Below are 20294 nucleotides of genomic sequence, written 5' to 3' on the forward strand. Positions count from 1 at the left end.
CAATCAAATCGGCCGATCCAATCCGCGCGGCAATTTGGCATGAGAACGGTACAGCGCCAAGCCTCCGGTGGGCATTGAAACGCCAATATGGTGAAGATTTGGTGTATTTCTGCGCGACTTTTGCCGGCTTTTTTCAAAGCCGGCAGCGGTCCGGCGATAAATTGGCCGCCGACAGGCCCCTGGCCGCAAGATCGGCCGGAATCCGGTCGTTTTCGATGAGGCTGCGGCTGAGGCGCCCCAGGGCCGCTGCCAGCATGATGCCATAGCCGCCTTGGCCGGCCAGCCAGAAGAAACCGTCGCCGGCACGGTCGAAGCCCACGACGGGGCAATGATCGGCCACGAAGCTGCGCAAGCCCGCCCAGCTATGCTCGATCCGCTTCACGGTCAGGTGCGTGTTGCGCTCCAGCCAATCGACGATCATCGCCATATCGAGATCCTCCGGCTGCGCATCGCAAGGCGGGCTCGGCGTCGCATCGCCAAGCGACGCCATGAGCCGTCCGGCATCGAGCTTTACATAGGCTTCGGTGGCGCCGTCATCGACCGCCGGCATGGTGGGCGGGGCCAGCACCGGATCGCTGGCGATGATGATCGCCGTGCGTCGCATCGGCTGCAGGCCGATCGCGCGCATCCCGGCCATCCGGCCGATCTCATCGGCCCAGGCGCCGCCGGCATTGATCACGATGGGTGCCGCGAACTGCGCGCCCGACGATGTCGTCGCATGCCACTGGCTGCCCTTCCGCTCAAGGGCGGTGATGCGGTGATCGGTGAAGGTCTGGCCGCCGCGATGCTTCAACAGCTTCAGGAAGCCCTGGTGAATGGCACCGGCATCCATATCCATGACATGCGGGTCGAGTACGGCGCGCGCCACGGCCTCGCGCTTGAGCAGCGGTGCCAGCTTGCAGGCCTGGTCCGGCGAAATCTCCTGCAGCGGCGTTGCCGGTGTGGCGACGGCCATCGCTTCGTCGATCTTCGCTTCGAAGCCGGCCGGCACGAAGGACATCGCCTGGCGCGGTGTCAGCAGCGGATGGTCGACAAAGCCCGGCATCGGGTTGCGATAGAATTCAGCGCTGGCGGCGACGATGGCGCGCACGGAAGCCGGGCCGTAGTTGGGCGTATAGAGTGCGGCCGACCGGCCCGAACTGTGGTAGCCCGGCCGCTCTTCCATCTCGACCAGCGTCGCGCTGCCGATTTCGGCTAGTTCCGCGGCCACGGCGGCGCCGGAAATGCCGGCACCGATGACCAGGTAATCCGATCGATTGCTCATCGCCATAATCCTTCAGGCCTGGAACTCAACCGGTGGAAACGCCAGCCAAGGCCCGTTGCCGCCACGACCAGGGCAGCGATCAGCGACCAGATCAGGGCCGGCACGCCAGCCCTCTGTTCAAATCCAAGCATGTAACCCATGGGCAGACCCACCGCGACGAAACTGACGATATAGACGATGGTGGGGATCAACGTGTCCGCCGCGCCGCGCAGGGCGCCCATCAGCACGCCTTGTAGGCCATCGACGATGAAGAGCAAAGCGGTAAGCGTCAGGGCGCCGGTCAGCAGCGGCAGGACCAGCGGATCCTGGCTGTAGGCGCCGGCGATCCTGGGGGCAAGGAACACCGTGACGATGGCCGCCAGGCACATCACGCAAAGTTCCAGCCCCACCGCGACCCAGCCGGCGCGCCTGAAGTCGCCCGCATTGCCGCGGCCGATCGCATTGCCGACCCGCACCGAGGCCGCGGTCGAAAGCCCCAGCGTCAGCATATAGACGAAGCTGGTGAAATTGATCGTCGCATACATGGCGGCAAGTTCGGTCCGCCCCAGCCAGCCGGCCATGTAGATCATCATGTTGAAGCAGGCCGTTTCGGTGCCGATGGCAAAGGCCAGCGGCAGGCCGAGTGTGAGCATGCGCTTCAGGATTGCGGCATCGACGCTGAACCAGGGCAGGGCGCCGTATTTGTGGCGGTCCTTCATGCCCAGGATATAGAGGCCGATCGCCGCCAGCATGCACCAGCGGGTGATGGTGGTGGCCAGGGCCGAGCCGGCTGCACCCATCTCCGGGGCGCCCAGATTGCCCGGCACGAAGACCCAGTTCAGCGCGAAATTGAGGACATTGCCGGACAGGGCGATGACCATCCCCGGCAGGGGCCGGTTGATTCCCTCCAGAAAGAAGGAGCAGGCGCTGAACATCAGGATGCCGGGCAGCGAATAGCCCAGGATGGCCAGCGCCCGGCCGCCGCCGGTGAAGGTCTCCTCCGGCTGTTGGAAAAGGCGCAGCAGGCTTTCCGCGGGCGACAGGACCAGCATGAAGACCAGGCCGATGCCGCAGGCGATGCTGAGGCCGCCGCGCAGCGCCCGGCCGCATTCCTGGAAGTGGCCGGAACCGGCCGCCTGGGCGGTCAGGATGATAGTCCCAATTAGGAGGCCCACTCCCACCACCATCAGGGTGACCTGCGGAATGGCCGCGGCACCCAGATCGGCCAGCGCTCCGGTTCCCTGCCAGCCGCAGAACATGGCGTTGACCGTGAACATGATGACCAGCCCGGCCCTGGCCGCCATCACCGGAACAGCCAGGGCGACGGTGCGTTTCAGGTGGCGGGAAAGGGGGGAAGGGGGCTCGGCCACGACGCCGGTCGCCGGCCCGCGCGGGATCGTCATGATGGCCGGTGGACCTCAACTTGCGAAATAGGAACGCAGACGGTACAGTTAACTAATTGATTTGCCGTGAATCGGCAATGGGGCTGTGGGGGATATGAAATCCGGAGCCGAGGCTAAGGTACCCTGGCGCTTGCGCCTGCGGGCGTGGTGGGAGGGCGAGGAGGTTCAGCTTCCCCACGCGTCCGGCCTGCTTGCCGGCGGCGGTTCCGAGCTGGCGCCGCCACCGCCACCCGCCATCACTATCCCGCCTCTGCTGCCTTGGGAAACGGAGGCTATCCGTATCCAGGAACAGGTCTGGGGCGCCGGCTATTATAAACCGGGCGGCGAGGAGCATGTGCTGGGCCTTGCCAAGCCCTTCGGCCTCAACCCGTCTCTCACGGTCATGGAGTTCGGCGCCGGCCTGGGCGGCGGCACGCGCGCGCTTGTCAACGAATTCGGGGTCTGGGTCAACGGTTTGGAGCCCACGGCCGACCTTGCCAAGGCGGGGCGCGAGCTTTCGATCAAGGCGGGGATGGAGAAGAAGGCCGATATCATCCGCTATGCACCGGAGGGGTTCGAGCCCAAGCAGGGGTCGATCGACTGCATCCTTTCCTCGGAATCCCTCTATCTGGTCGAAGACAAGCAGAAGCTATTGAAAACCTTCGAATGGGCATTGAAGCCGCGCGGCCAGGTGTCCATCACCGATTTCGTCCGCAACGATGCCCTGGACATCAATGATCAGCGGCTGCAGGGGCTGGGCCTTCATCCGTCGGACCAGACGTTCTTCGCCTCGGGCGAGGAATATGTGAAATGGTTCCGGGAGTTCAATTTCGATCTCCGGGTGAACGAGGACATCACCGAGCGCTACCGCAAGATGATCATGGATGGCTGGGTCGACTTCACCCAGGCCGGGGGCGAAAAAGCGGCTCATGCCAAGGCCTTGCCCGAACAAGTGGTCAAGGAAGTCGAATTATGGAGCCGCCGCGTGGCCGCTTTTGACGCCGGCGACCTCAAGGTCATGCGCTATTACGCCATCAAACTGGGCGGCACCAAGCTGATGTCGAACTGGTAATCCGCCGTTAATTCATATATTCCAGTGGCTTGCAGGCGTTCCTGGCGCGGTTGACAGGGAATGCCCTGGTCACTATGTTGCGCCACCATTTCAAGACTCGTTGTTTTCTCAAGGAACCGGACCATGAAGGTTGTGAACTCGCTGAAGTCGGCCAAGGCACGGCACAAGGATTGCCGTATCGTGCGCCGCAAGGGCCGGGTCTACGTGATCAACAAGACCAATCCGCGCTTCAAGGCGCGCCAAGGTTGATTAGCGTCACTTTGGGATTGGGCTGCGCAGGCTGAGTTTTCTCGGACCAGCGCGTTGATCGAGCTGGATCCGACTATCTGATTTGGAAACCGCGCTGGGATTTACTCTCGGCGCGGTTTCTTTTTGCGCTATAGAATCGGGCCATGCTGATGCCGCCGCCCGATTCAGCAGCCTTCGAAGCTGCTCCGCGATTTGTTGCCGCCCTGCGCGAGGCACTGGGGGCGCAGAATGTCATCGCCGATCCCCGCGCCATGCGTCCTTACGAAAGCGACGGCCTCACGGCCTATCGCCAGGTTCCGCTCGCCGTGGCCCTGCCGCGCTCGACGGCGGAGGTTTCGGCGGCGCTCAAGATCGCGCATCGCTTCGGCATCAAGGTCGTGCCGCGCGGATCTGGAACGTCGCTTTCCGGTGGCGCCCTGCCCTTGGCCGATGGCCTGCTGCTGGGGCTTGGCAAGCTCAACCGGATTCTCGACATCGATCTTCCCAATCGCTGCGCCGTGGTGCAGCCCGGCGTCACCAACCTTGCCATCAGCCACGCCGTTGCCGGAGACGGCTTCTATTATGCGCCCGATCCCTCGAGCCAGATCGCCTGTTCGATCGGCGGCAACGTCGCCGAGAATTCGGGCGGCGTGCATTGTCTCAAATACGGCCTCACCACCAACAATCTCCTGGGGCTGGAAGTCGTGCTGATGGATGGCGAGGTGATCCGCCTGGGCGGCAAGCATTTCGACAGCGGCCTCTATGACCTGATGGGCCTTTTTACCGGATCCGAAGGCCTTCTGGGTGTCGTCACGGAAGTGACTGTGAAGCTGCTGAGAAAACCCGAGAAAGCGCGGGCCCTGCTGGCCGGTTTCGCTTCCTCGGAAAGTGCCGGCGCGGCGGTGGCTGCCATCATCGGCGCCGGCATCATTCCCGCCGGCATGGAGATGATGGATAAGCCCGCCATCCATGCCGCCGAGGATTTCGTCCATGCTGGCTATCCGCTCGATGCCGAAGCCCTGCTGATCGTCGAACTGGATGGGCCCGAAGTCGAGGTCGACGACCTTATCGCCCGCGTCAGCGCCATCGCCAATGCGCATGGCGCCACGGGCCTGCGCGTGAGTGCGAGCGAGGCTGAGCGTCTCCTCATCTGGGCCGGGCGCAAGGCCGCGTTTCCGGCGGTGGGCCGCATCTCGCCGGACTATTACTGCATGGACGGCACGATCCCCAGAAGCCGGCTGCCCGAAGTCCTCAATCGGATGACGCAACTCTCCGCCCAGCATGGCTTGCGTGTCGCCAACGTATTTCATGCCGGTGACGGCAATCTGCACCCGCTCATCCTCTACGACGCCAACAAGCCTGGCGAACTCGAAGCTGCCGAGGCCTTCGGCGCCGATATCCTCAGGCTTTGCGTCGAAGTCGGCGGCGTACTCACCGGCGAGCATGGCGTCGGCGTCGAGAAGCGCGACCTGATGCCGACCATGTTCAGCGACGTCGATCTCGATCAGCAGATGCGCGTTAAGTGCGCGTTCGACCAGGGAAATCTGCTCAACCCCGGCAAGGTGTTCCCCAGCCTGCAGCGTTGCGCCGAGATGGGGGCGATGCATGTGCGCGGCGGGAACCTGCCCTATCCAGATCTGCCCCGGTTCTGATGCTGCTCCCCGCATCCGATCAGGAACTGGCTGATATCGTTCGCACTTCCGCCGCGGAAGAGGTGCCGCTGGCGCTCATCGGCCATGGCAGCAAGGCCGGCTGGGGGCGTCCGGTTGGCGGCCGTGCGGTATCGTTGCGTAAGTTCAGTGGCATCGTCGATTATGCGCCGGCCGAATTGGTCCTCACCGTCGGTGCTGGCACGCCGCTTTCACAAATAGAACAAGTGCTTAAGGCCGAAAGACAGCATCTGGCCTTCGAGCCGCCCGATCTCGGTCCCGTCTTCGGTGCTACCGTCGGGCAGGCAACGATCGGGGGGACGATCGCCTGCAACCTCTCTGGCCCCAGGCGGCCTTTTGCCGGGGCGGCACGGGATTTTTTTCTGGGATTCAAGGGAGTTAATGGCTCCGGCGAGATCGTCAAGGCGGGCGCCAAGGTAGTCAAGAATGTGACCGGCTATGATCTTCCCAAGCTCGTCGCCGGCTCCTTCGGCACATTGGTGGCAATGACGGAAGTGACGCTGAAAGTGGTTCCAGCGCCCGAGGCCGTCGTGGCGCTCGCCCTGGAAAATATAGATATTTCAAAAGCTAATCGGCTGATGAACGCAGCTCTCGGCAGCACCGCCGAGCCAACGGGCGCTGCCTATCTGCCGGCGAGCGGTGCCCTGGTTTTCCGTCTGGAAGGGTCGGGCCCGTCGGTCGCCTACCGGCTCGGGAAATTGCAGGTTCTGGCGGGGGCGGGCAGGGTGGCCGAGGGTGAGTCGGCTATCGCTATCTGGCGGGATTTGCGAAATATTAACCATATTATCGATCCTAAACCGCCCGTTTTATGGTCCCTTTCGGTACCGCCGGCGGGCTTTTCGGGAGCGCTGGAAGGGCTGTTGGCCGATCTGCCGGGGGCAGATGCGCTGGTCGACTGGGGTGGCGGGCGTATCTGGCTCTCTCATTTCCTCACGGACTTTTCGGCGGCTGTGAGCGCTGTGCACAGATATCTGGGCGGGCGGGGTCATGCCAGCCTGCTGCTCGCTCCCGACGCATGGCGCATGGGTGACCGGGTCTTCAGCCCGGAGGTGCCGATCACGCTGCTGAGGAAGATCCGGCTGGCCTTCGACCCCAAGATGATCTTCAACCGCGGCCGCCTGCACCCGGATCTCTGAGACATGCAGACAAATTTCAGCCTCGCCCAGCTTGCCGATCCGGACCTCGCCGCCGCCGACAAGATCCTGCGCACCTGTGTCCATTGCGGCTTCTGCACGGCGACCTGCCCTACCTATGTCATCGCCGGCGACGAGAACGATAGCCCGCGCGGTCGCATCTATCTCATCAAGAACATGCTGGAGAAGGACGAGCAGGCCGATGCCATCGTCGCCAGGCATGTCGACCGATGCCTCACCTGCCTCTCCTGCATGACGACCTGTCCGTCGGGTGTCGATTACATGCACCTCGTCGATCAGGCGCGCGTGCGGATCGAGAAACAATACCGGCGGCCCTTGTTCGACCGGATATTGCGCGATGCGCTGGCGCTGGTGCTGCCCAATCCGACCTTTTTCCGCAGCGCTTTAGCGCTGGGGAATATGGCGCGGCTGGCCGGCCTGCCGCATCTGGTCACCGGGCGATTGAGGGCGATGTTCGACGTACTGCCGAAGACTGTCGCCGCACCGGCCGCGACCGATGCGCCCGGCATCTTCGAGGCACAAGGCGAGCGGCGCGGGCGCGTGGCGATCCTTGCCGGCTGCGCGCAGCCGGTCTTGAAGCCCGGCATCAATGCGTCGGCGATCCGCGTTCTCAATCGCCTCGGCATCGAGGTCGTCGTTGCGAAAGGCGCGGGCTGTTGCGGGGCGCTTACCCAGCATATGGGACGCGAGCATGCGGCACGCGAAACCGCGCGCGCCACGCTGCATGCCTGGGCACGCGAGATGAAGGGTGACGGTTTGGACGCCATCATTATCACGGCGTCGGGCTGCGGCACGTCGATCAAGGATTGGGGGCATCTTTTCCGGGGTGATGCGGATGCGGCGCTGGCGCGCGAAGTCGCTGCCAAGGCGCTCGATATTACGGAGTATCTGGTGAAGATCGGCGGCGTTGCGCCGGCACCGGACGCACCCAGGCTCAAGGTCGCCTATCACGCCGCCTGCTCGCTGCAGCACGGACAGCGCGTGCTCTCGGCACCGAAGGATCTGCTGCGCGGCGCCGGATTCGAGCTGGTCGATGTACCGGAAGGGCATCTCTGTTGCGGGTCGGCCGGCACCTATAATCTGCTGCAGCCGGAATTCGCCAATGAGCTGCGCGCGCGCAAGCTCGGCAACATCGCCAAGACCGGTGCCGATATCGTTTCGGCCGGCAATATCGGCTGCCTGCAGCAATTGGAAGGCGGGCTCGCTCAGCCCATCCTGCACACGGTCGAACTGCTCGACTGGGCAAGCGGCGGCCCCATGCCGGCAGCGCTCAACCGCGCGTCCCATCTCTCCGAACACTGACATTCCGTGCTGCGGTCGTGCCGTTGAGATCCAAGGCGCGATGCCGCGTTTTTCGATAAGCAGCCCCAGGTGAAACGGGCGAGTTTCATGGTGCCGAAGTTCGTGTTTCCAAATATATGTTGCAAATGATTCGCATTCGCATAAATATTGTCCGACTTTGAATCTATAACTCCTTTATCTGAAAGGAAAAATTATGAGCAAGGTAAACAAGGCCGGTTCCAACAAGGGTTCCGTGGATTCGAGCGGGCTGGCCTGGAGGGATTGGCGCATCGCCGATTTCTGGCATTTCCTCGGGCATGGCGGCTGGGGCCACATGCCGAAGCCCAAACCGACGGTGGAGGTTCCTGAACTGAGCCTTGCGCCCGCATACCAGCCGTTTACCGCGCTGTTCGGGGACCAGACGGCTGACAAGGTCTTTCGTCTGAAGGATCTCAACGGCGACGGCGATGCGCTCGATGCCGGCGAGCGTACCGTCTTCCTGGACGCGACCAACCAGAGCGGTCTTGCGGCCCCCACCGGCAATGTCTTTGCCATCCACCAGGCGAAGGACGGCGCCGTCTATCTTGCCGAGGGAGATACCGACAGCGTCTACGTAGCGCGGGACCTCAACGGTGACGGCGATGCCAACGACGCCGGCGAGGCGCACGTCTGGTTCTCGAAGGACAATGCCGCGGGCCTGCAGCTTCCCACGCCCAACGGCGTCTCGACCGACGAGAAGGGTGCCGTCTATGTCGCCAATGCCGGCCTCATCAATGGCCAGACAGATGACGCGATCTATCGGACTGTCGATCTCAACAATGACGGCGATGCCAATGACGCCGGCGAAGCCACGCGCTGGATCGACCTGAAGACGCTCAATGTCAGCTCTTCCGCCTTCGACCTTACTTTCACCGGCGATGTCGCCTATCTGGCCGACACCAATGGCGGGGATACGGATACGATCTATCGCCTGGAAGACAGGAACGGAAACAACGTCATCGATGCCGGCGAGGCCAAGGTCTTCATTTCGGACAACAATGCCTTCGGCGTGACCGTCGATCTGGCGATCGCGGCGCAAGATGGCAGCGTCTTCACCTGGGATTTCTCGGCCACCGCCGCCGGCAGCGCCCGCGTCTTCCGTCTGACCGACCTCAACGGCAGCGGCGACATCGACGCCGCCGGCGAAGTGAAGCAGGTTTGGGATGCCAGCCTGCTACCTGCAGGTTTCGGCAATCAGATCGGCTTCTCCATCGCCGCGGGTGCCAATGGCGACGTCATGGTCACCTCGAACAGCGGCGATGCCGCGGCACGCAATGTCGTGCGGCTTACCGACCTCAATGGCGACGGCGATTTTCTGGACCAGGGCGAGACCATCATCGCCGTGTCCAACGCGCTGGATGCCGCGGTCGGCCAGCGGCCGCGTTCGGTCGCCTTCTATGATGACGGTGCGGCGACGGCACATCCCAATACCTACCACGAAGGCGGGGCGGCGGTTTACTTCGCCCAAGGCCTGAAAGTCAGCGATGCCGATTCCAAATATCTCGGTGGTGCCGTCATCAAGATCGCGGGCGGGCTCGATGCCGGCCATGACATGCTCGGCGTCGATCTTGAACGCTACAGCGGTATCAGCGCCAGCTATGACGAATGCAGCGGCACGCTGACGCTCAAGGGCTATGCCAGCGTCGCCGAATATCAGAATGTCCTGCAGAGCCTGCATTTCGAAAGCAGGGTCGACAATCCGGACGAGGCTCTGCGCCATGTGACGATCACGGTCCTCGACGAACGCGGCCAGGCGGGTGCCGGCAATACGGTTGCGACGACGATCGGCGTCGAATCCGATCCGATGCTGACGCTGTTCGGCACGGATTGCGGCGACCGCATCACCGGTCACGCCTTTGGCGAACAGATCCTTGGTGGCGGTGGCGATGACACGATCACCGGCAAGGGCGGCGACGATCGCCTGCTCGGCGAGGAGGGCCACGATTATCTGCGCGGCGGCGCCGGCAACGACGTGCTGGCGGGTGGCAGCGGCTATGACCTGCTCGAGGGCGGCAAAGGCGCTGATCATTTTCTCTTCGGCGGCGAATCCGGCACCGATATCATCACGGATTTCGACGTTTTCGAGGACCGGATCGATTTTGATGGGGTGACCTACAAGGGCCAGGCAATTCATTCCCTGGCCGAGGCGGATGCGGCTGGAGCGGCGCATTATGCCGGCCACCACACCACGATCTTCGCCTTCGACAACAATGCGACGCTCATCGTGACGGAGCAGCACGGCCAGGCACTTGTCTGAGCCGGTACGCGATGCCAGGGCGTTTCACAATTTGACGGAAACGCCCTGAACTCCGACCCTCTCCCCGCTATTGCGGGGAGAGGGAGTTCCGGGTGCGCGGATGAAGCGGCGTGGCGCTTGCAAAGCAGCATGTGGCATGTTGATTATGTGGCCAGGGACGGTCGGTTCGATTCTCCGGCGGGGGATTGCGGGCTGCCATGAGACGCGCTTGGAGTTTCCTCTGTGGCGACCCTTCGATCGATGGGCCTCTTGCGGCCTGCTGCCCTCATCATCCCCCTTATCCTCCTGTGCATCATGGTTCTTTCCGGTCCCTTGCTGGTGCGCGCCGAAGGCGGCACCTGCCCGGATGGCTACTTTCCAACGGGCGGCGGGACAGCCGGCTGGGTCGGCTGCGCGCCGATGGATCCGTTCGGTGGCGGTAATGAGGAGGGGCAGGAAGAGGAAGCGCCGGCGGATACGGGAGGCGGCGAGGATGGCATGAGCATGGCCATCGGCGGTTTCGTCGGCATTCTTTCAGCCATGACGGAAGAGATCGATCGCCTCGCCAATCCCGCCGATCCGGCGGTCGCCAATGGCGCATGGGAAGTCGTCGGCAGCCTGCAAAAGCCCGGCGACTATTGCTCGGCCATCTTCACCCAGCGCGGCGTCGGCATGGCGATGATGGGGCCCGGCGGGTCCTATGACGGCGCATTCCTGATGCTCTTCGGGGCCAATATACCGCACCCGCCGGCTTTGACGAAGATCCTGGTGACGCTCAATCAATCGGACTCGGCGCCGCAGACCGTGCATGCGTTCAACATGGCGATGCCGGGCGCCAACGATTACGGCGCCGTCATTTTCGTCGTGCCGAGCGCCGAGGCCGCGATCGAGGGCATGACGGACACGCTGGCGCTCGATGTCGTCCATCAGGGACAGCCCATTGTCGGCGTGGCGTATCACGACGGTGCCGCCGCTCGCGAGCAACTGCGCCAATGCATCGCCCGGCGCCAGTGAGGAAAGCTGTGGTGAGGGCAGCGGCCGCGCCGCTATAGGCCGGCCGCCATCGCCAAGGCACGCTGGGGCCGGGTCGCCGGCACACTGCCCCGCAGGGGCGAGGCGTGGGTGGCGACGAGCTTGACCAGGTCCGCCTGGCGCACGGCGCCCGTCTTGGCGAAGACGCGCCTGAGATGGGTTTTCACCGTGCCCTCGCCGATGCCCAGCGATTCCGCCGTTTCCGGCACGCCGCCGATCTCGACGATGGCGAGGAGGACGCGAAGCTCGGTCGGGGTCAGGCCATGGGCCTTGGCGATGACCGCAGGAGCGGAATCCATCTCCAGGGCAGCGCGCTGCAGGTAGATGACGGCGGCGGCTGCACCCGACTTGCGCGCTCGCGCCCGATGGAAGGCGAGCGGCAGGATATGCGCGATGAAACGTTCCTCATCGGCGCGGTCGAGTGCCAGAACGAGGTCGCGCGGCGCACCCGGCTGCGCCGCCGTGCCGGTGCCGGTCAGGAAGGCCTTCAACATGCCGTTGGCGGCACGGTCGAGGAAAGCGAATCTGCCGCCGGATGTCAGGCAGAGATCCTGCCGCTCCAGTGCCCGATAGGCGACCGCATTGGCATGGACGATGCGGGCTTCGGCATCGACCAGGAAGAGCGCGCCGCTCATGCCGTCGAGCGTGTCGGCAAGGGCGGTATGTTCGGCGGTCTTGAGATCGAAGGCGCGGCCGATGAAGACGGCGCGGCGCACATGCGGTGCGATCAATGCCATGCGGCGCAGGACGAGATCGTCGGCAATGCCCTGGCTCTCGTGGCGGAAGACGCCGAAGAGGGCGGCGGAAGCGACGGACTTCTCCAGCGCCACGGTGACGAAATCGATGAGGCCCTGGGGTGCCGCCCATTCGCGGTAGAAGCGGGTGTCGGCCAGTTCGCTCAGCGGAACGAGGCTGGAGACACTGACCGGCACTTCGAGCTCGGCGAAATATTGGAGCGTGTTGGCGGGGTCGAGCTTGATGTAGCGGGTGAAATAAGCCTGCTGGAATTCCGGCGCGATGCGGCCGTCATGGTGATAAAGGGCGCCATCGGTGAGCGACGAACTCTTGGAAAATATGGCGGCGCTGTAGCCTTCCACGAAGGCGGCGATGGCGGCAAGGGTCGTGGGCCAAAGGCCCTGATCCAGTGCCGCGTCATAAATCCGCTCGATCGTGGCGGATAGTTCCGCCGCCTCATCCATCCGCCCCAGCTTCATGTCGCCGCCTTGCCATGCATAAGCGCAGGAAAGAAACCTAGATTGCCTAGATAGCGCCGAATTGTGGAGTTGCCAACTACATGAAATGTATTAGTGACCGATATCACAATTCAAATGTTGTAAATCAGTCATTTTAGATCGACCTTTCTCATCAACTAATCGAGTACGTCGATCATTATCGAAAGAATAATCAATTTACTCAATGAGACGAAAAGCTCTATCTATCGGGTCGCGCGTTATCCGCAACCTTACGAAACTGGAGATCATTCGAATGTCTTTGATCAATACCCAAATTAAGCCGTTCAAGGCGGAAGCCTTCAAGGGCGGCAAATTCATTACCGTCACGGAAGCCGATCTGAAGGGCAAATGGTCTGTCTTCTTCTTCTATCCGGCCGACTTCACCTTCGTCTGCCCGACCGAGCTCGAGGACCTTGCCGACAATTACGCCGAGTTCCAGAAGATGGGCGTCGAGATCTACTCCGTCTCGACCGACACCCATTTCGCCCACAAGGCCTGGGCCGACACCTCGGCTGCGATCAAGAAGATCAACTACACGATGCTCGGCGACCCGACGCTCCGCCTCAGCCGCAACTTCGACGTGCTGATCGAGGAAGCCGGTCTTGCCGACCGCGGCACCTTCGTCGTCGATCCCAACGGCGTGATCCAGATCGTCGAGGTCACGGCGGGCGGCATCGGCCGCGACGCCAAGGAATTGCTGCGCAAGATCAAGGCGGCGCAGTATGTCGCCGCCCATCCGGGTGAAGTCTGCCCGGCCGCCTGGAAGGAAGGCGCCAAGACTCTTGCGCCGTCGCTCGACCTGGTCGGCAAGATCTAAGGACCGAACGACACTCCGTCGTCATGCCCGGGCGCAGTCCCGGGCATCAGGTTTGACTGGGCTCTGCGCCTCAGTTGCAGACTGATCCCCGGGTCAAGCCCGGGGATGACGGGGAGTAGCTTCACGACCGAACTTCATCACCGGGGAACCAAGCATCATGTTGGACGCCAATCTCAAGGAACAGCTGCAAGCCTATCTCGAGCGCATTACGCAGCCGATCGAGCTGGTGGCTTCGCTCGACGACAGCGAGACCGCGCGCGAGACGCAGGAACTGCTGGAGGAGATCGCGTCGCTTTCCGACCTCATCACCTATGAACGCCGCGACGACGATGCGAGGAAGCCTTCCTTCGCGATCCACCGGACCGGCACGGCGGTCGGCGTGCGCTTCGCGGGCCTCCCCATGGGGCACGAATTCAATTCGCTGGTGCTGGCCTTGCTGCAGGTCGGCGGCTATCCCACCAAGACCGCGCTGGATGTGATCGAACAGGTCCAGTCGCTGGAGGGCGACTACCGGTTCGAGAGCTATTTCTCGCAGTCCTGCCAGAACTGCCCGGACGTGGTGCAGGCGCTCAATCTGATGAGCGTGCTCAACCCGCATATCCGTCACGTCGCCATCGACGGCGCCGCGTTCCAGGCGGAAGTCGATGGGCGCCAGGTTATGGCCGTGCCGTCGATCTTCCTCAACGGAGAGCCTTTCGGCCAGGGCCGTATGAGCCTGGAGCAGATTCTCGCCAAGATCGACACGGGCGCCGAAGCGCGCGCTGCCGAGAAGCTGAAGAACAAGGAGGCTTTCGACGTGCTCGTGGTGGGTGGCGGTCCGGCCGGTGCTTCAGCCGCGATCTATGCCGCGCGCAAGGGTATCCGCACGGGCATTGCCGCCGAGCGTTTCGGCGGGCAGGTGCTGGACACGATGGCGATCGAGAATTTCATCTCGGTCTCGCATACCGAAGGGCCCAAGCTCGCCGTGGCGCTTGAGGAGCATGTGAAGGCATATGATGTCGACATCATGAACCTGCAGCGCGCCGAGAAGCTCGTTCCGGCCAAGGTGCCGGGCGGCCTTGCGGAAGTGCATCTGGCCGGCGGCACGGTCCTGAAGGCGCGCAGCGTGATCCTCGCTACCGGTGCCCGCTGGCGGCAGATGAATGTGCCGGGTGAAACGGAATACCGCAACAAGGGTGTCGCCTATTGCCCGCATTGCGACGGGCCGCTCTTCAAGGGCAAGCGCGTGGCGGTGATCGGCGGCGGCAATTCGGGCGTCGAGGCGGCGATCGACCTTGCTGGCATCGTGGCGCATGTGACGCTGGTCGAGTTCGACGGACAGCTCAGGGCCGATGCGGTGCTGCAGCGGAAGTTGAACTCGCTGCCCAACGTGAAGGTCATTACCTCGGCCCTCACCACGGAAGTGCATGGCGACGGCGCCAGGGTCGTGGGCCTCACCTACAAGGATCGCAACAGCGATGCGCTGCACCGGATCGCGCTCGAAGGCATCTTCGTGCAGATCGGCCTGGTGCCGAACACCGAATGGCTGAAGGACAGCGTGGCGCTCAGCCCCCGTGGCGAGATCGAGGTGGATCATCGCGGCGCCACCTCGCAGCCCGGCATCTTCGCCGCCGGCGACGCGACCACGGTGCCCTTCAAGCAGATCGTCATCGCCATGGGCGAGGGCGCAAAGGCCAGCCTCTCTGCCTTCGACTACCTCATCCGCCTGGCTCCCACGGTGGAAGAAAAGGCGGCGTAAACCGGGCGCCCCTACCACCCGGCTCTCCCTTCATCGAGAGCCGGGTGGGGGCGTCTTGGCCGTCAGCCCTGCGTCAGCCCCTTCATCGTCCGCCCGAGCACATCGACGGCGCGGTCGAAGACCATTTCCTTCCACTTCTTCTCGTCCGGATAGAAGGTGTAGCGGATCTCGCTCTTGATCTTGCGGCCCAGTGCGCTGTCGAGCTGGCCGTGGACATGCAGCCAATTGTCCGCACGCACCGCATCGACCATCGCTTCGACCGGGACGGTGCCGTATTCGAGCGTGATGCCGGTTATCGTCGCCTTGGGCAGCCCGGCGACGATACCGAGATTGGTGTCGCCGGTGACGGCGGTGGAGGTGGAGGAGCCGTCATCCAGCATGGTGGCTTCCGAACCGAACCAATCGCGGACGCGTGCGGCACCGGGCGTGCCGCCGAAATCGTTCGACATGATTTCGCCCACGCCATACGGGCCAAGACCGGTATGGAGATCGATGAAGGCGGCATGCCTTGCGGTGGCGGCGTAGGGCGCCAGGGCCTCGCCCAGCGTGCGGCGCGACCAGGTGGGACCGGTGCCGCCATAGAAGACGCCCTGGCTGTCCCAATACTGGCCGTTCATGATGGCGGCCTGCAGGTCGATGCGGGAATGACGGGCGATGTAATCGCCGAACACCTTCTTCACGGCGGCTTCCGATTCCGCCGACCAGTCCTTGGGGCAAATGAAATCGCGCAGTTCCTTATAGCCGTCATTGCGCGGCAGCTTGCCGGCATGGTCGAGAAAGTTGCGGTTGAGATCGACATTGTCCTCATTGACCCGCCGCACCCAGGCGAAGCCGAAAGGATTGATGGCGTGGATGAGCAGGATGGCGGTGCCGGCCGGCGGCGATCTGAAGATGTCCAGCTCAAGCCAGCCGGTCTGGATGCCGGAGCCGCAGAAACCTTCCGCGCCGTGGGTCGAGGACATGGCAATGAGCAGACGCTCGGCATTGCTGGGGCCGATGCGAGCCACGTCGGTCGCCAGTTCGCCGCCGTCTGGCCCGCATTGGGGGTTGATATAGGATTGGATGTCGGCGCGGGCGGCTTCGGCGGCAGCACGGAAACGGCCGCGCGCTTGGGCATAATTGGCGGAGAAATAGGCTTCGGCGGTCATGACAATCCGTCTCAAATTGGGGATATCGGCGATACGGGAAGGGTCGCCCGGAAAGGCGATGAATGCTAGACTACATCACGATGAGGCGCCATTTGAACCGCGTTTTATGCTGTACCGGATTGCTGCTGGGCTTGGGAAGCGCCGTGGCCGCGGCCGACCAGAAGGATCCGCGCCTGCCGGCCTTGTTCCAGCGGCTGCACGATGCCGACAATGCCCAGATCGCGCGTCTCACCGAATTCATGATCTGGCAGATATGGAGCGAGAGCGGTACGCCCGAACTCGATCGGATGATGGAAGAGGGCGAGGCGGCGATGGAAACGCAGGATTATGCGGCGGCCATCGGAATCTTCAGCGAGATCGTCGCCGCCAGGCCCGATTTCGCCGAAGGCTGGAACCGGCGGGCCACGGTCTATTACCTCAGCGGCGATTACAATGCCTCGCTGGCCGATATCGAGAAGGTGCTGGAACTGGAACCGCGGCATTTCGGGGCGATCTCCGGCCTTGGCGTCGTCAACCTCGCCCGCGCGCATGACGAGGCGGCGCGCGACGCGTTCGAGCGGGTGCTGTCGCTCTATCCGCGCAATGCGCCGGCGCGGGAGAATCTCAAGTTGGTGAAGAAGAGGCTGGATGACAGTGCGATTTGAGCGGCTGGCAGGCCTCGCGGCCTTCGGCATTCTGGCGATCACGGTCTGGGCCGAGCCGGCTGCCGCCGCCGCGTGTGGCGGCACAATCGCGCCGCCGGTCGTATCGGTGCGCACGGACGCCAGGCCCGCCACCCAGGATCACAGCCGCGGCATCGCCAATCTGTCCGGCGATCCCAGGTTGGCAGTGCCGCATGGCTTGCGGGATTTCAGGTATGCCGTCGGCGTTACCGCGGCGGAAGCTGACGGCAAGTCGAAATGGGAAATGCGCGGGGAGGCGCTGCCGGATGGCAGGCAATGCTGGTGGATCACGCAGTTGCAGATTGTCATCACCGTCTCGACCAAGGTCTTTATCGCCAAGGAGGTGCCGCGCGGTTCGTGCCTGTGGAACGAGGTGGTGAAGCACGAGGCCAAGCATGTGCGGACAGACCAGAAACTGTTTCCGCAGATGGCGGGATTGATCCGGCCCAAGGTATTGCGCGCGGTCTCGCACTCGATCGCGACGAAAAGCCAAGCGGAGGCCCGCACGGTGCTGGGCAATCTCATCAATAAGGCGACGGCGGCGGCCGTCGCCGATTTCCAGAAGACGCGCAATGCCATGCAGCTGAAGATCGACACGCGCGAGGAATATAGCCGGCCCAATCGCGTGTGCGGCGAGGCGGAGGTGACGGCGGCGATCCAGCGTGCGGGACTGCTCTAGCCGCATTGGCGCCGATTGGGTCCGGGAATCCGCCGATGCCGGTCGATTGCGCGCTTGAGACCGCCGCCGCAAGCGGTCTAATATTGGACCAGAAATGGTGTAATCCGAATCCGCTGCAGCCGAGGTCGTCGAATGGGCATCATGGCAGGCGAGGGAACTGCGCGGAAGCGGGTGGTCGAACCTGGCCTGCCGCGCTGGGATCCCGGAACGGAACATTACCGTCTGGCCGGGCTGGGGGCGCTGATCCTGCGCCTCGAGGCCGGCGACCGCATCGACATTATCGACCGCGAAGGCCGGCAGGCTTGCGAACTCGCGGCCTTCCATTCCGATACGCTGCAGCCGGACCTGGCCGCTTTGGGCCTGGCCGCCTTGGGATCGCGCGGTTCGGCTCCATCGCCTGGCATCAATGCGGTGCTTGGCGGGCGGCCGCCTGATTTCGGTTTCCTTGCCGACGAGCTTGTGCAACTGCGCCATCAACTGGCGCATTGGCGCGTGCCCAAGGGCGTGGACGCCGCGGCACATGTGCTGGAGGGCGACACGCGCGCAGGCGACAAGGTGAGCCTGACGGCGGCGCGCGCGGCGATCGTCGTCCTGCATGCGCCGCGCCATGCTGGGGCCGCGATGCGGCCAGAGGAGCAGAATCCGGCGACCGATCTCTCCGTCATTGTGCGGCGCGCCGTTGTCGTGCCGCAATCGGCGCCACCCTTGCCGGCACCGCTTGGCGATCTCGTCGCCGAATACCGGGTCGACAAATGCACGGCCCTCTCCTACGAGGTGAAGGAAGGGCAGTTCATCCAGATCATCGATGTGGCCGGGCGGCAATGCTCGGACTTTGTCGCCTTCGACGCGCGACAGCTGCAGAACGGCAGAGAGCGCGGCATCGACATGACGACGACGCGCACCATGCTGGGGGCGATCTATCCGGGCCCGGGCCTGGCCTCGAAATTCTTCGACATGGATATGCAGGCCTTGACCGAAGTGGTGCGCGATACCTGCGGGCGGCACGACACGTTCGGCCTGGCCTGCACGCCGCGTTTTTATGAGGATGCAGGTTATCCGGGACATCCCAGCTGTTCGGAAAATTTCAACATTGCGCTGGAGCGCTTCGGCCTGGAGACGCGGCGCGGCTGGCAGGCGGTCAATCTCTTCTACAATACCGGCGTCAATGCGGCGAATGCGATCTTCCTCGACGATCCCTGGTCACGCCCCGGCGACTATGTGCTGATGAAGGCGTTGAAGGACCTGGTCTGCGGCTCCTCGGCCTGCCCGGACGATATCGACGCCACCAATGCCTGGAACCCAACCGACATCCATGTTCGTATCTACGATGCGAAGAACGAGTTTTCCCGAGCCATGGCGTATCGCATGACAGCAGAATCCGAACCGATCCTCACCCGCGAAACCGGCTTCCATCCGCGCACGAGCGCACTGACGCGGAACTTCACCGAATATCGCGGCTTCTGGCTGCCCAACCGGTTCAACAATGCGGGGCCGACGGCGGAATATTGGGCTTGCCGTGAAGCCGCCGCGGTGATGGATCTTTCGCCTTTGCGCAAGTTCGAAGTGCTGGGCGCGGATGCCGAGGATCTGTTGCAGATCGCCTGCACGCGCAATATCCGCAAGCTCGCCGACGGACAGGTGGTCTATACGGCGATGTGCTACGAGCATGGCGGCATGGTCGACGACGGCACGGTGTTCCGCCTGGGGCCGGATCGCTATCGCTGGATCGGCGGCGACGAATTCGGCGGCAAGTGGCTGCGTGACCTTGCCGAGAAGCGCGGGCTCCGCCAGGTCTGGGTCAAGTCGGCGACCGACCAGCTCCACAATATCGCGCTGCAAGGGCCAAGGAGCCGCGAGATTCTCAAGGAAATCATCTGGACGCCGCCGGCTCGGCCGCGTGTCGATGAGATCGATTGGTTCCATTTCACCGTCGGGCGTATCGGCGATTATAACGGCGTCGCCGTGCTGGTTTCGCGCACCGGCTATTCCGGCGAGCTCGGTTATGAAATCTTCTGCCATCCCAGGGACGCGCCGGCCTTGTGGGACGCCGTGTGGCAGGCGGGCCAACCTAAAGGCATGCTGCCGCTGGGTCTCGAAGCGCTGGATATCCTGCGCATCGAGGCGGGCCTCGTCTTCGCCAACTACGAATTCAACGACCAGACAGATCCGTTCGAAGCGGGTATCGGCTTCACCGTGGCGCTGAAGGGCAATGAGGAGTTCGTCGGCCGCGACGCGATCCTTCGAAGGAAGGAGCATCCGCAGCGGACGCTGGTGGGACTGGAGATCGAAGCCAAGCAGGCAGTGGGTCATGGCGATTGCGTGCATGTCGGCCGCGCCCAGGTGGGCGTCATCACCTCCGGCTGCATCTCGCCGGCCTTGGGCAAGAACATCGCGCTCTGCCGCATGGACGTGACCTATGCGGCGCTCGGGAACGAGGTTGAGATAGGCAAGATCGACGGCCAGCAGAAACGCCTGCCTGCCCGCGTGGTGCGGTTTCCGTTCTACGATCCGGAAAAACTGAAGCCGCGGAGTTGAGGCATTCGGCAAGGCCTGTCTGTGCGACCGGAAAGATAGGTGACATTTTAGACCGGAGACATGGGTAACAGTTTTCCGGTTCTGTTCTAATCCGCTTTACATCGGCCCGGCCGGGCCGATGTAAAGCGTCGCAGTTTCTTGGTCTT

At 63.5% G+C, this 20294-nt stretch carries 16 protein-coding genes; 12 read left to right on the plus strand and 4 right to left on the minus strand.

What is annotated here, in order from left to right:
• Nucleotides 1–133: 133 nt before the first annotated feature.
• Nucleotides 134–1264 carry an NAD(P)/FAD-dependent oxidoreductase gene (locus tag ACE3TY_RS05280; RefSeq protein WP_374651564.1) on the minus strand — a complete coding sequence of 377 codons (1131 nt, stop codon included), beginning with the start codon at nt 1262–1264 and terminating at the stop codon, nt 134–136.
• Nucleotides 1261–2646: an MATE family efflux transporter gene (locus ACE3TY_RS05285; protein WP_374651565.1), complete on the minus strand. Its 1386-nt coding sequence runs from the start codon at nt 2644–2646 to the stop codon at nt 1261–1263. Before ACE3TY_RS05285 ends, ACE3TY_RS05280 begins: the two co-directional genes overlap by 4 nt.
• A gap of 94 nt (nt 2647–2740) precedes the next feature.
• Between ACE3TY_RS05285 and ACE3TY_RS05290 the strand changes: the two genes are divergently transcribed.
• From ACE3TY_RS05290 to ACE3TY_RS05320, 7 genes are all read left to right on the plus strand, one after another.
• Nucleotides 2741–3697 carry a class I SAM-dependent methyltransferase gene (locus ACE3TY_RS05290; RefSeq protein ID WP_374651567.1) on the plus strand — a complete coding sequence of 319 codons (957 nt, stop codon included), beginning with the start codon at nt 2741–2743 and terminating at the stop codon, nt 3695–3697.
• A gap of 123 nt (nt 3698–3820) precedes the next feature.
• Complete coding sequence (gene ykgO, locus ACE3TY_RS05295; protein WP_133612612.1) at nt 3821–3946, plus strand: type B 50S ribosomal protein L36; 126 nt, start codon at nt 3821–3823, stop codon at nt 3944–3946.
• 143 nt (nt 3947–4089) lie between these two features.
• Nucleotides 4090–5577, plus strand: coding sequence for an FAD-linked oxidase C-terminal domain-containing protein (locus ACE3TY_RS05300; RefSeq protein WP_374651569.1), 1488 nt, complete (start codon nt 4090–4092; stop codon nt 5575–5577).
• Nucleotides 5577–6731, plus strand: a complete 1155-nt coding sequence (locus ACE3TY_RS05305) for an FAD-binding protein (protein ID WP_374651571.1) — start codon at nt 5577–5579, stop codon at nt 6729–6731. Before ACE3TY_RS05300 ends, ACE3TY_RS05305 begins: the two co-directional genes overlap by 1 nt.
• 3 nt (nt 6732–6734) lie before the next feature.
• Nucleotides 6735–8051 (plus strand): glycolate oxidase subunit GlcF, encoded by a 1317-nt coding sequence (glcF, locus tag ACE3TY_RS05310; RefSeq protein ID WP_374651573.1) that lies wholly within the window; start codon nt 6735–6737, stop codon nt 8049–8051.
• A 193-nt stretch (nt 8052–8244) separates the two neighbouring features.
• Entirely contained in the window at nt 8245–10326 is a 2082-nt protein-coding gene (locus tag ACE3TY_RS05315) for a calcium-binding protein (RefSeq protein ID WP_374651575.1), read from the plus strand.
• A gap of 222 nt (nt 10327–10548) precedes the next feature.
• Complete coding sequence (locus ACE3TY_RS05320) at nt 10549–11319, plus strand: hypothetical protein (protein ID WP_374651577.1); 771 nt, start codon at nt 10549–10551, stop codon at nt 11317–11319.
• Between the two features lie 32 nt (nt 11320–11351).
• On the opposite strand, the gene ACE3TY_RS05325 is transcribed toward ACE3TY_RS05320, so the two are convergent.
• The gene (locus tag ACE3TY_RS05325) at nt 11352–12551 is read right to left on the minus strand and encodes a helix-turn-helix transcriptional regulator (protein ID WP_374651579.1); all 1200 of its coding nucleotides are present in this window, start codon (nt 12549–12551) and stop codon (nt 11352–11354) included.
• Between the two features lie 271 nt (nt 12552–12822).
• Between ACE3TY_RS05325 and ahpC the strand changes: the two genes are divergently transcribed.
• Nucleotides 12823–13386, plus strand: a complete 564-nt coding sequence (gene ahpC, locus ACE3TY_RS05330) for an alkyl hydroperoxide reductase subunit C (protein WP_374651581.1) — start codon at nt 12823–12825, stop codon at nt 13384–13386.
• Between the two features lie 157 nt (nt 13387–13543).
• Entirely contained in the window at nt 13544–15124 is a 1581-nt protein-coding gene (gene ahpF, locus ACE3TY_RS05335) for an alkyl hydroperoxide reductase subunit F (RefSeq protein ID WP_374651583.1), read from the plus strand.
• A 62-nt stretch (nt 15125–15186) separates the two neighbouring features.
• Here ahpF and ACE3TY_RS05340 read toward each other — a convergent pair whose 3' ends face one another.
• Nucleotides 15187–16272, minus strand: a complete 1086-nt coding sequence (locus ACE3TY_RS05340; protein ID WP_374651585.1) for a M14 family metallopeptidase — start codon at nt 16270–16272, stop codon at nt 15187–15189.
• A gap of 62 nt (nt 16273–16334) precedes the next feature.
• Between ACE3TY_RS05340 and ACE3TY_RS05345 the strand changes: the two genes are divergently transcribed.
• The 3 genes from ACE3TY_RS05345 (at nt 16335) to ACE3TY_RS05355 (ending at nt 20148) form a co-directional block, all read left to right on the plus strand.
• Nucleotides 16335–16916 carry a tetratricopeptide repeat protein gene (locus ACE3TY_RS05345; protein ID WP_374651586.1) on the plus strand — a complete coding sequence of 194 codons (582 nt, stop codon included), beginning with the start codon at nt 16335–16337 and terminating at the stop codon, nt 16914–16916.
• Entirely contained in the window at nt 16900–17613 is a 714-nt protein-coding gene (locus ACE3TY_RS05350) for a hypothetical protein (RefSeq protein ID WP_374651588.1), read from the plus strand. Before ACE3TY_RS05345 ends, ACE3TY_RS05350 begins: the two co-directional genes overlap by 17 nt.
• 132 nt (nt 17614–17745) lie before the next feature.
• Complete coding sequence (locus tag ACE3TY_RS05355) at nt 17746–20148, plus strand: DUF1989 domain-containing protein (RefSeq protein WP_374651590.1); 2403 nt, start codon at nt 17746–17748, stop codon at nt 20146–20148.
• The last annotated feature ends 146 nt before the right edge of the window (nt 20149–20294 follow it).

This window comes from Dongia sp. (genome assembly GCF_041918875.1).
Lineage (GTDB): Bacteria > Pseudomonadota > Alphaproteobacteria > Dongiales > Dongiaceae > Dongia.

Bases quoted from the DNA above. Each gene is read 5' to 3' on its own strand.
- ykgO (WP_133612612.1), top strand. From the start codon at position 3,821: ATGAAGGTTGTGAACTCGCTGAAGTCGGCCAAGGCACGGCACAAGGAT.
- ACE3TY_RS05325 (WP_374651579.1), bottom strand. From the start codon at position 12,551: ATGAAGCTGGGGCGGATGGATGAGGCGGCGGAACTATCCGCCACGATC.
- ahpF (WP_374651583.1), top strand. From the start codon at position 13,544: ATGTTGGACGCCAATCTCAAGGAACAGCTGCAAGCCTATCTCGAGCGC.
- ACE3TY_RS05355 (WP_374651590.1), top strand. From the start codon at position 17,746: ATGGGCATCATGGCAGGCGAGGGAACTGCGCGGAAGCGGGTGGTCGAA.
- ACE3TY_RS05280 (WP_374651564.1), bottom strand. From the start codon at position 1,264: ATGAGCAATCGATCGGATTACCTGGTCATCGGTGCCGGCATTTCCGGC.
- glcF (WP_374651573.1), top strand. From the start codon at position 6,735: ATGCAGACAAATTTCAGCCTCGCCCAGCTTGCCGATCCGGACCTCGCC.
- ACE3TY_RS05285 (WP_374651565.1), bottom strand. From the start codon at position 2,646: ATGACGATCCCGCGCGGGCCGGCGACCGGCGTCGTGGCCGAGCCCCCT.
- ACE3TY_RS05350 (WP_374651588.1), top strand. From the start codon at position 16,900: ATGACAGTGCGATTTGAGCGGCTGGCAGGCCTCGCGGCCTTCGGCATT.
- ACE3TY_RS05315 (WP_374651575.1), top strand. From the start codon at position 8,245: ATGAGCAAGGTAAACAAGGCCGGTTCCAACAAGGGTTCCGTGGATTCG.
- ACE3TY_RS05340 (WP_374651585.1), bottom strand. From the start codon at position 16,272: ATGACCGCCGAAGCCTATTTCTCCGCCAATTATGCCCAAGCGCGCGGC.
- ACE3TY_RS05290 (WP_374651567.1), top strand. From the start codon at position 2,741: ATGAAATCCGGAGCCGAGGCTAAGGTACCCTGGCGCTTGCGCCTGCGG.
- ACE3TY_RS05300 (WP_374651569.1), top strand. From the start codon at position 4,090: ATGCTGATGCCGCCGCCCGATTCAGCAGCCTTCGAAGCTGCTCCGCGA.
- ahpC (WP_374651581.1), top strand. From the start codon at position 12,823: ATGTCTTTGATCAATACCCAAATTAAGCCGTTCAAGGCGGAAGCCTTC.
- ACE3TY_RS05345 (WP_374651586.1), top strand. From the start codon at position 16,335: ATGCTAGACTACATCACGATGAGGCGCCATTTGAACCGCGTTTTATGC.
- ACE3TY_RS05305 (WP_374651571.1), top strand. From the start codon at position 5,577: ATGCTGCTCCCCGCATCCGATCAGGAACTGGCTGATATCGTTCGCACT.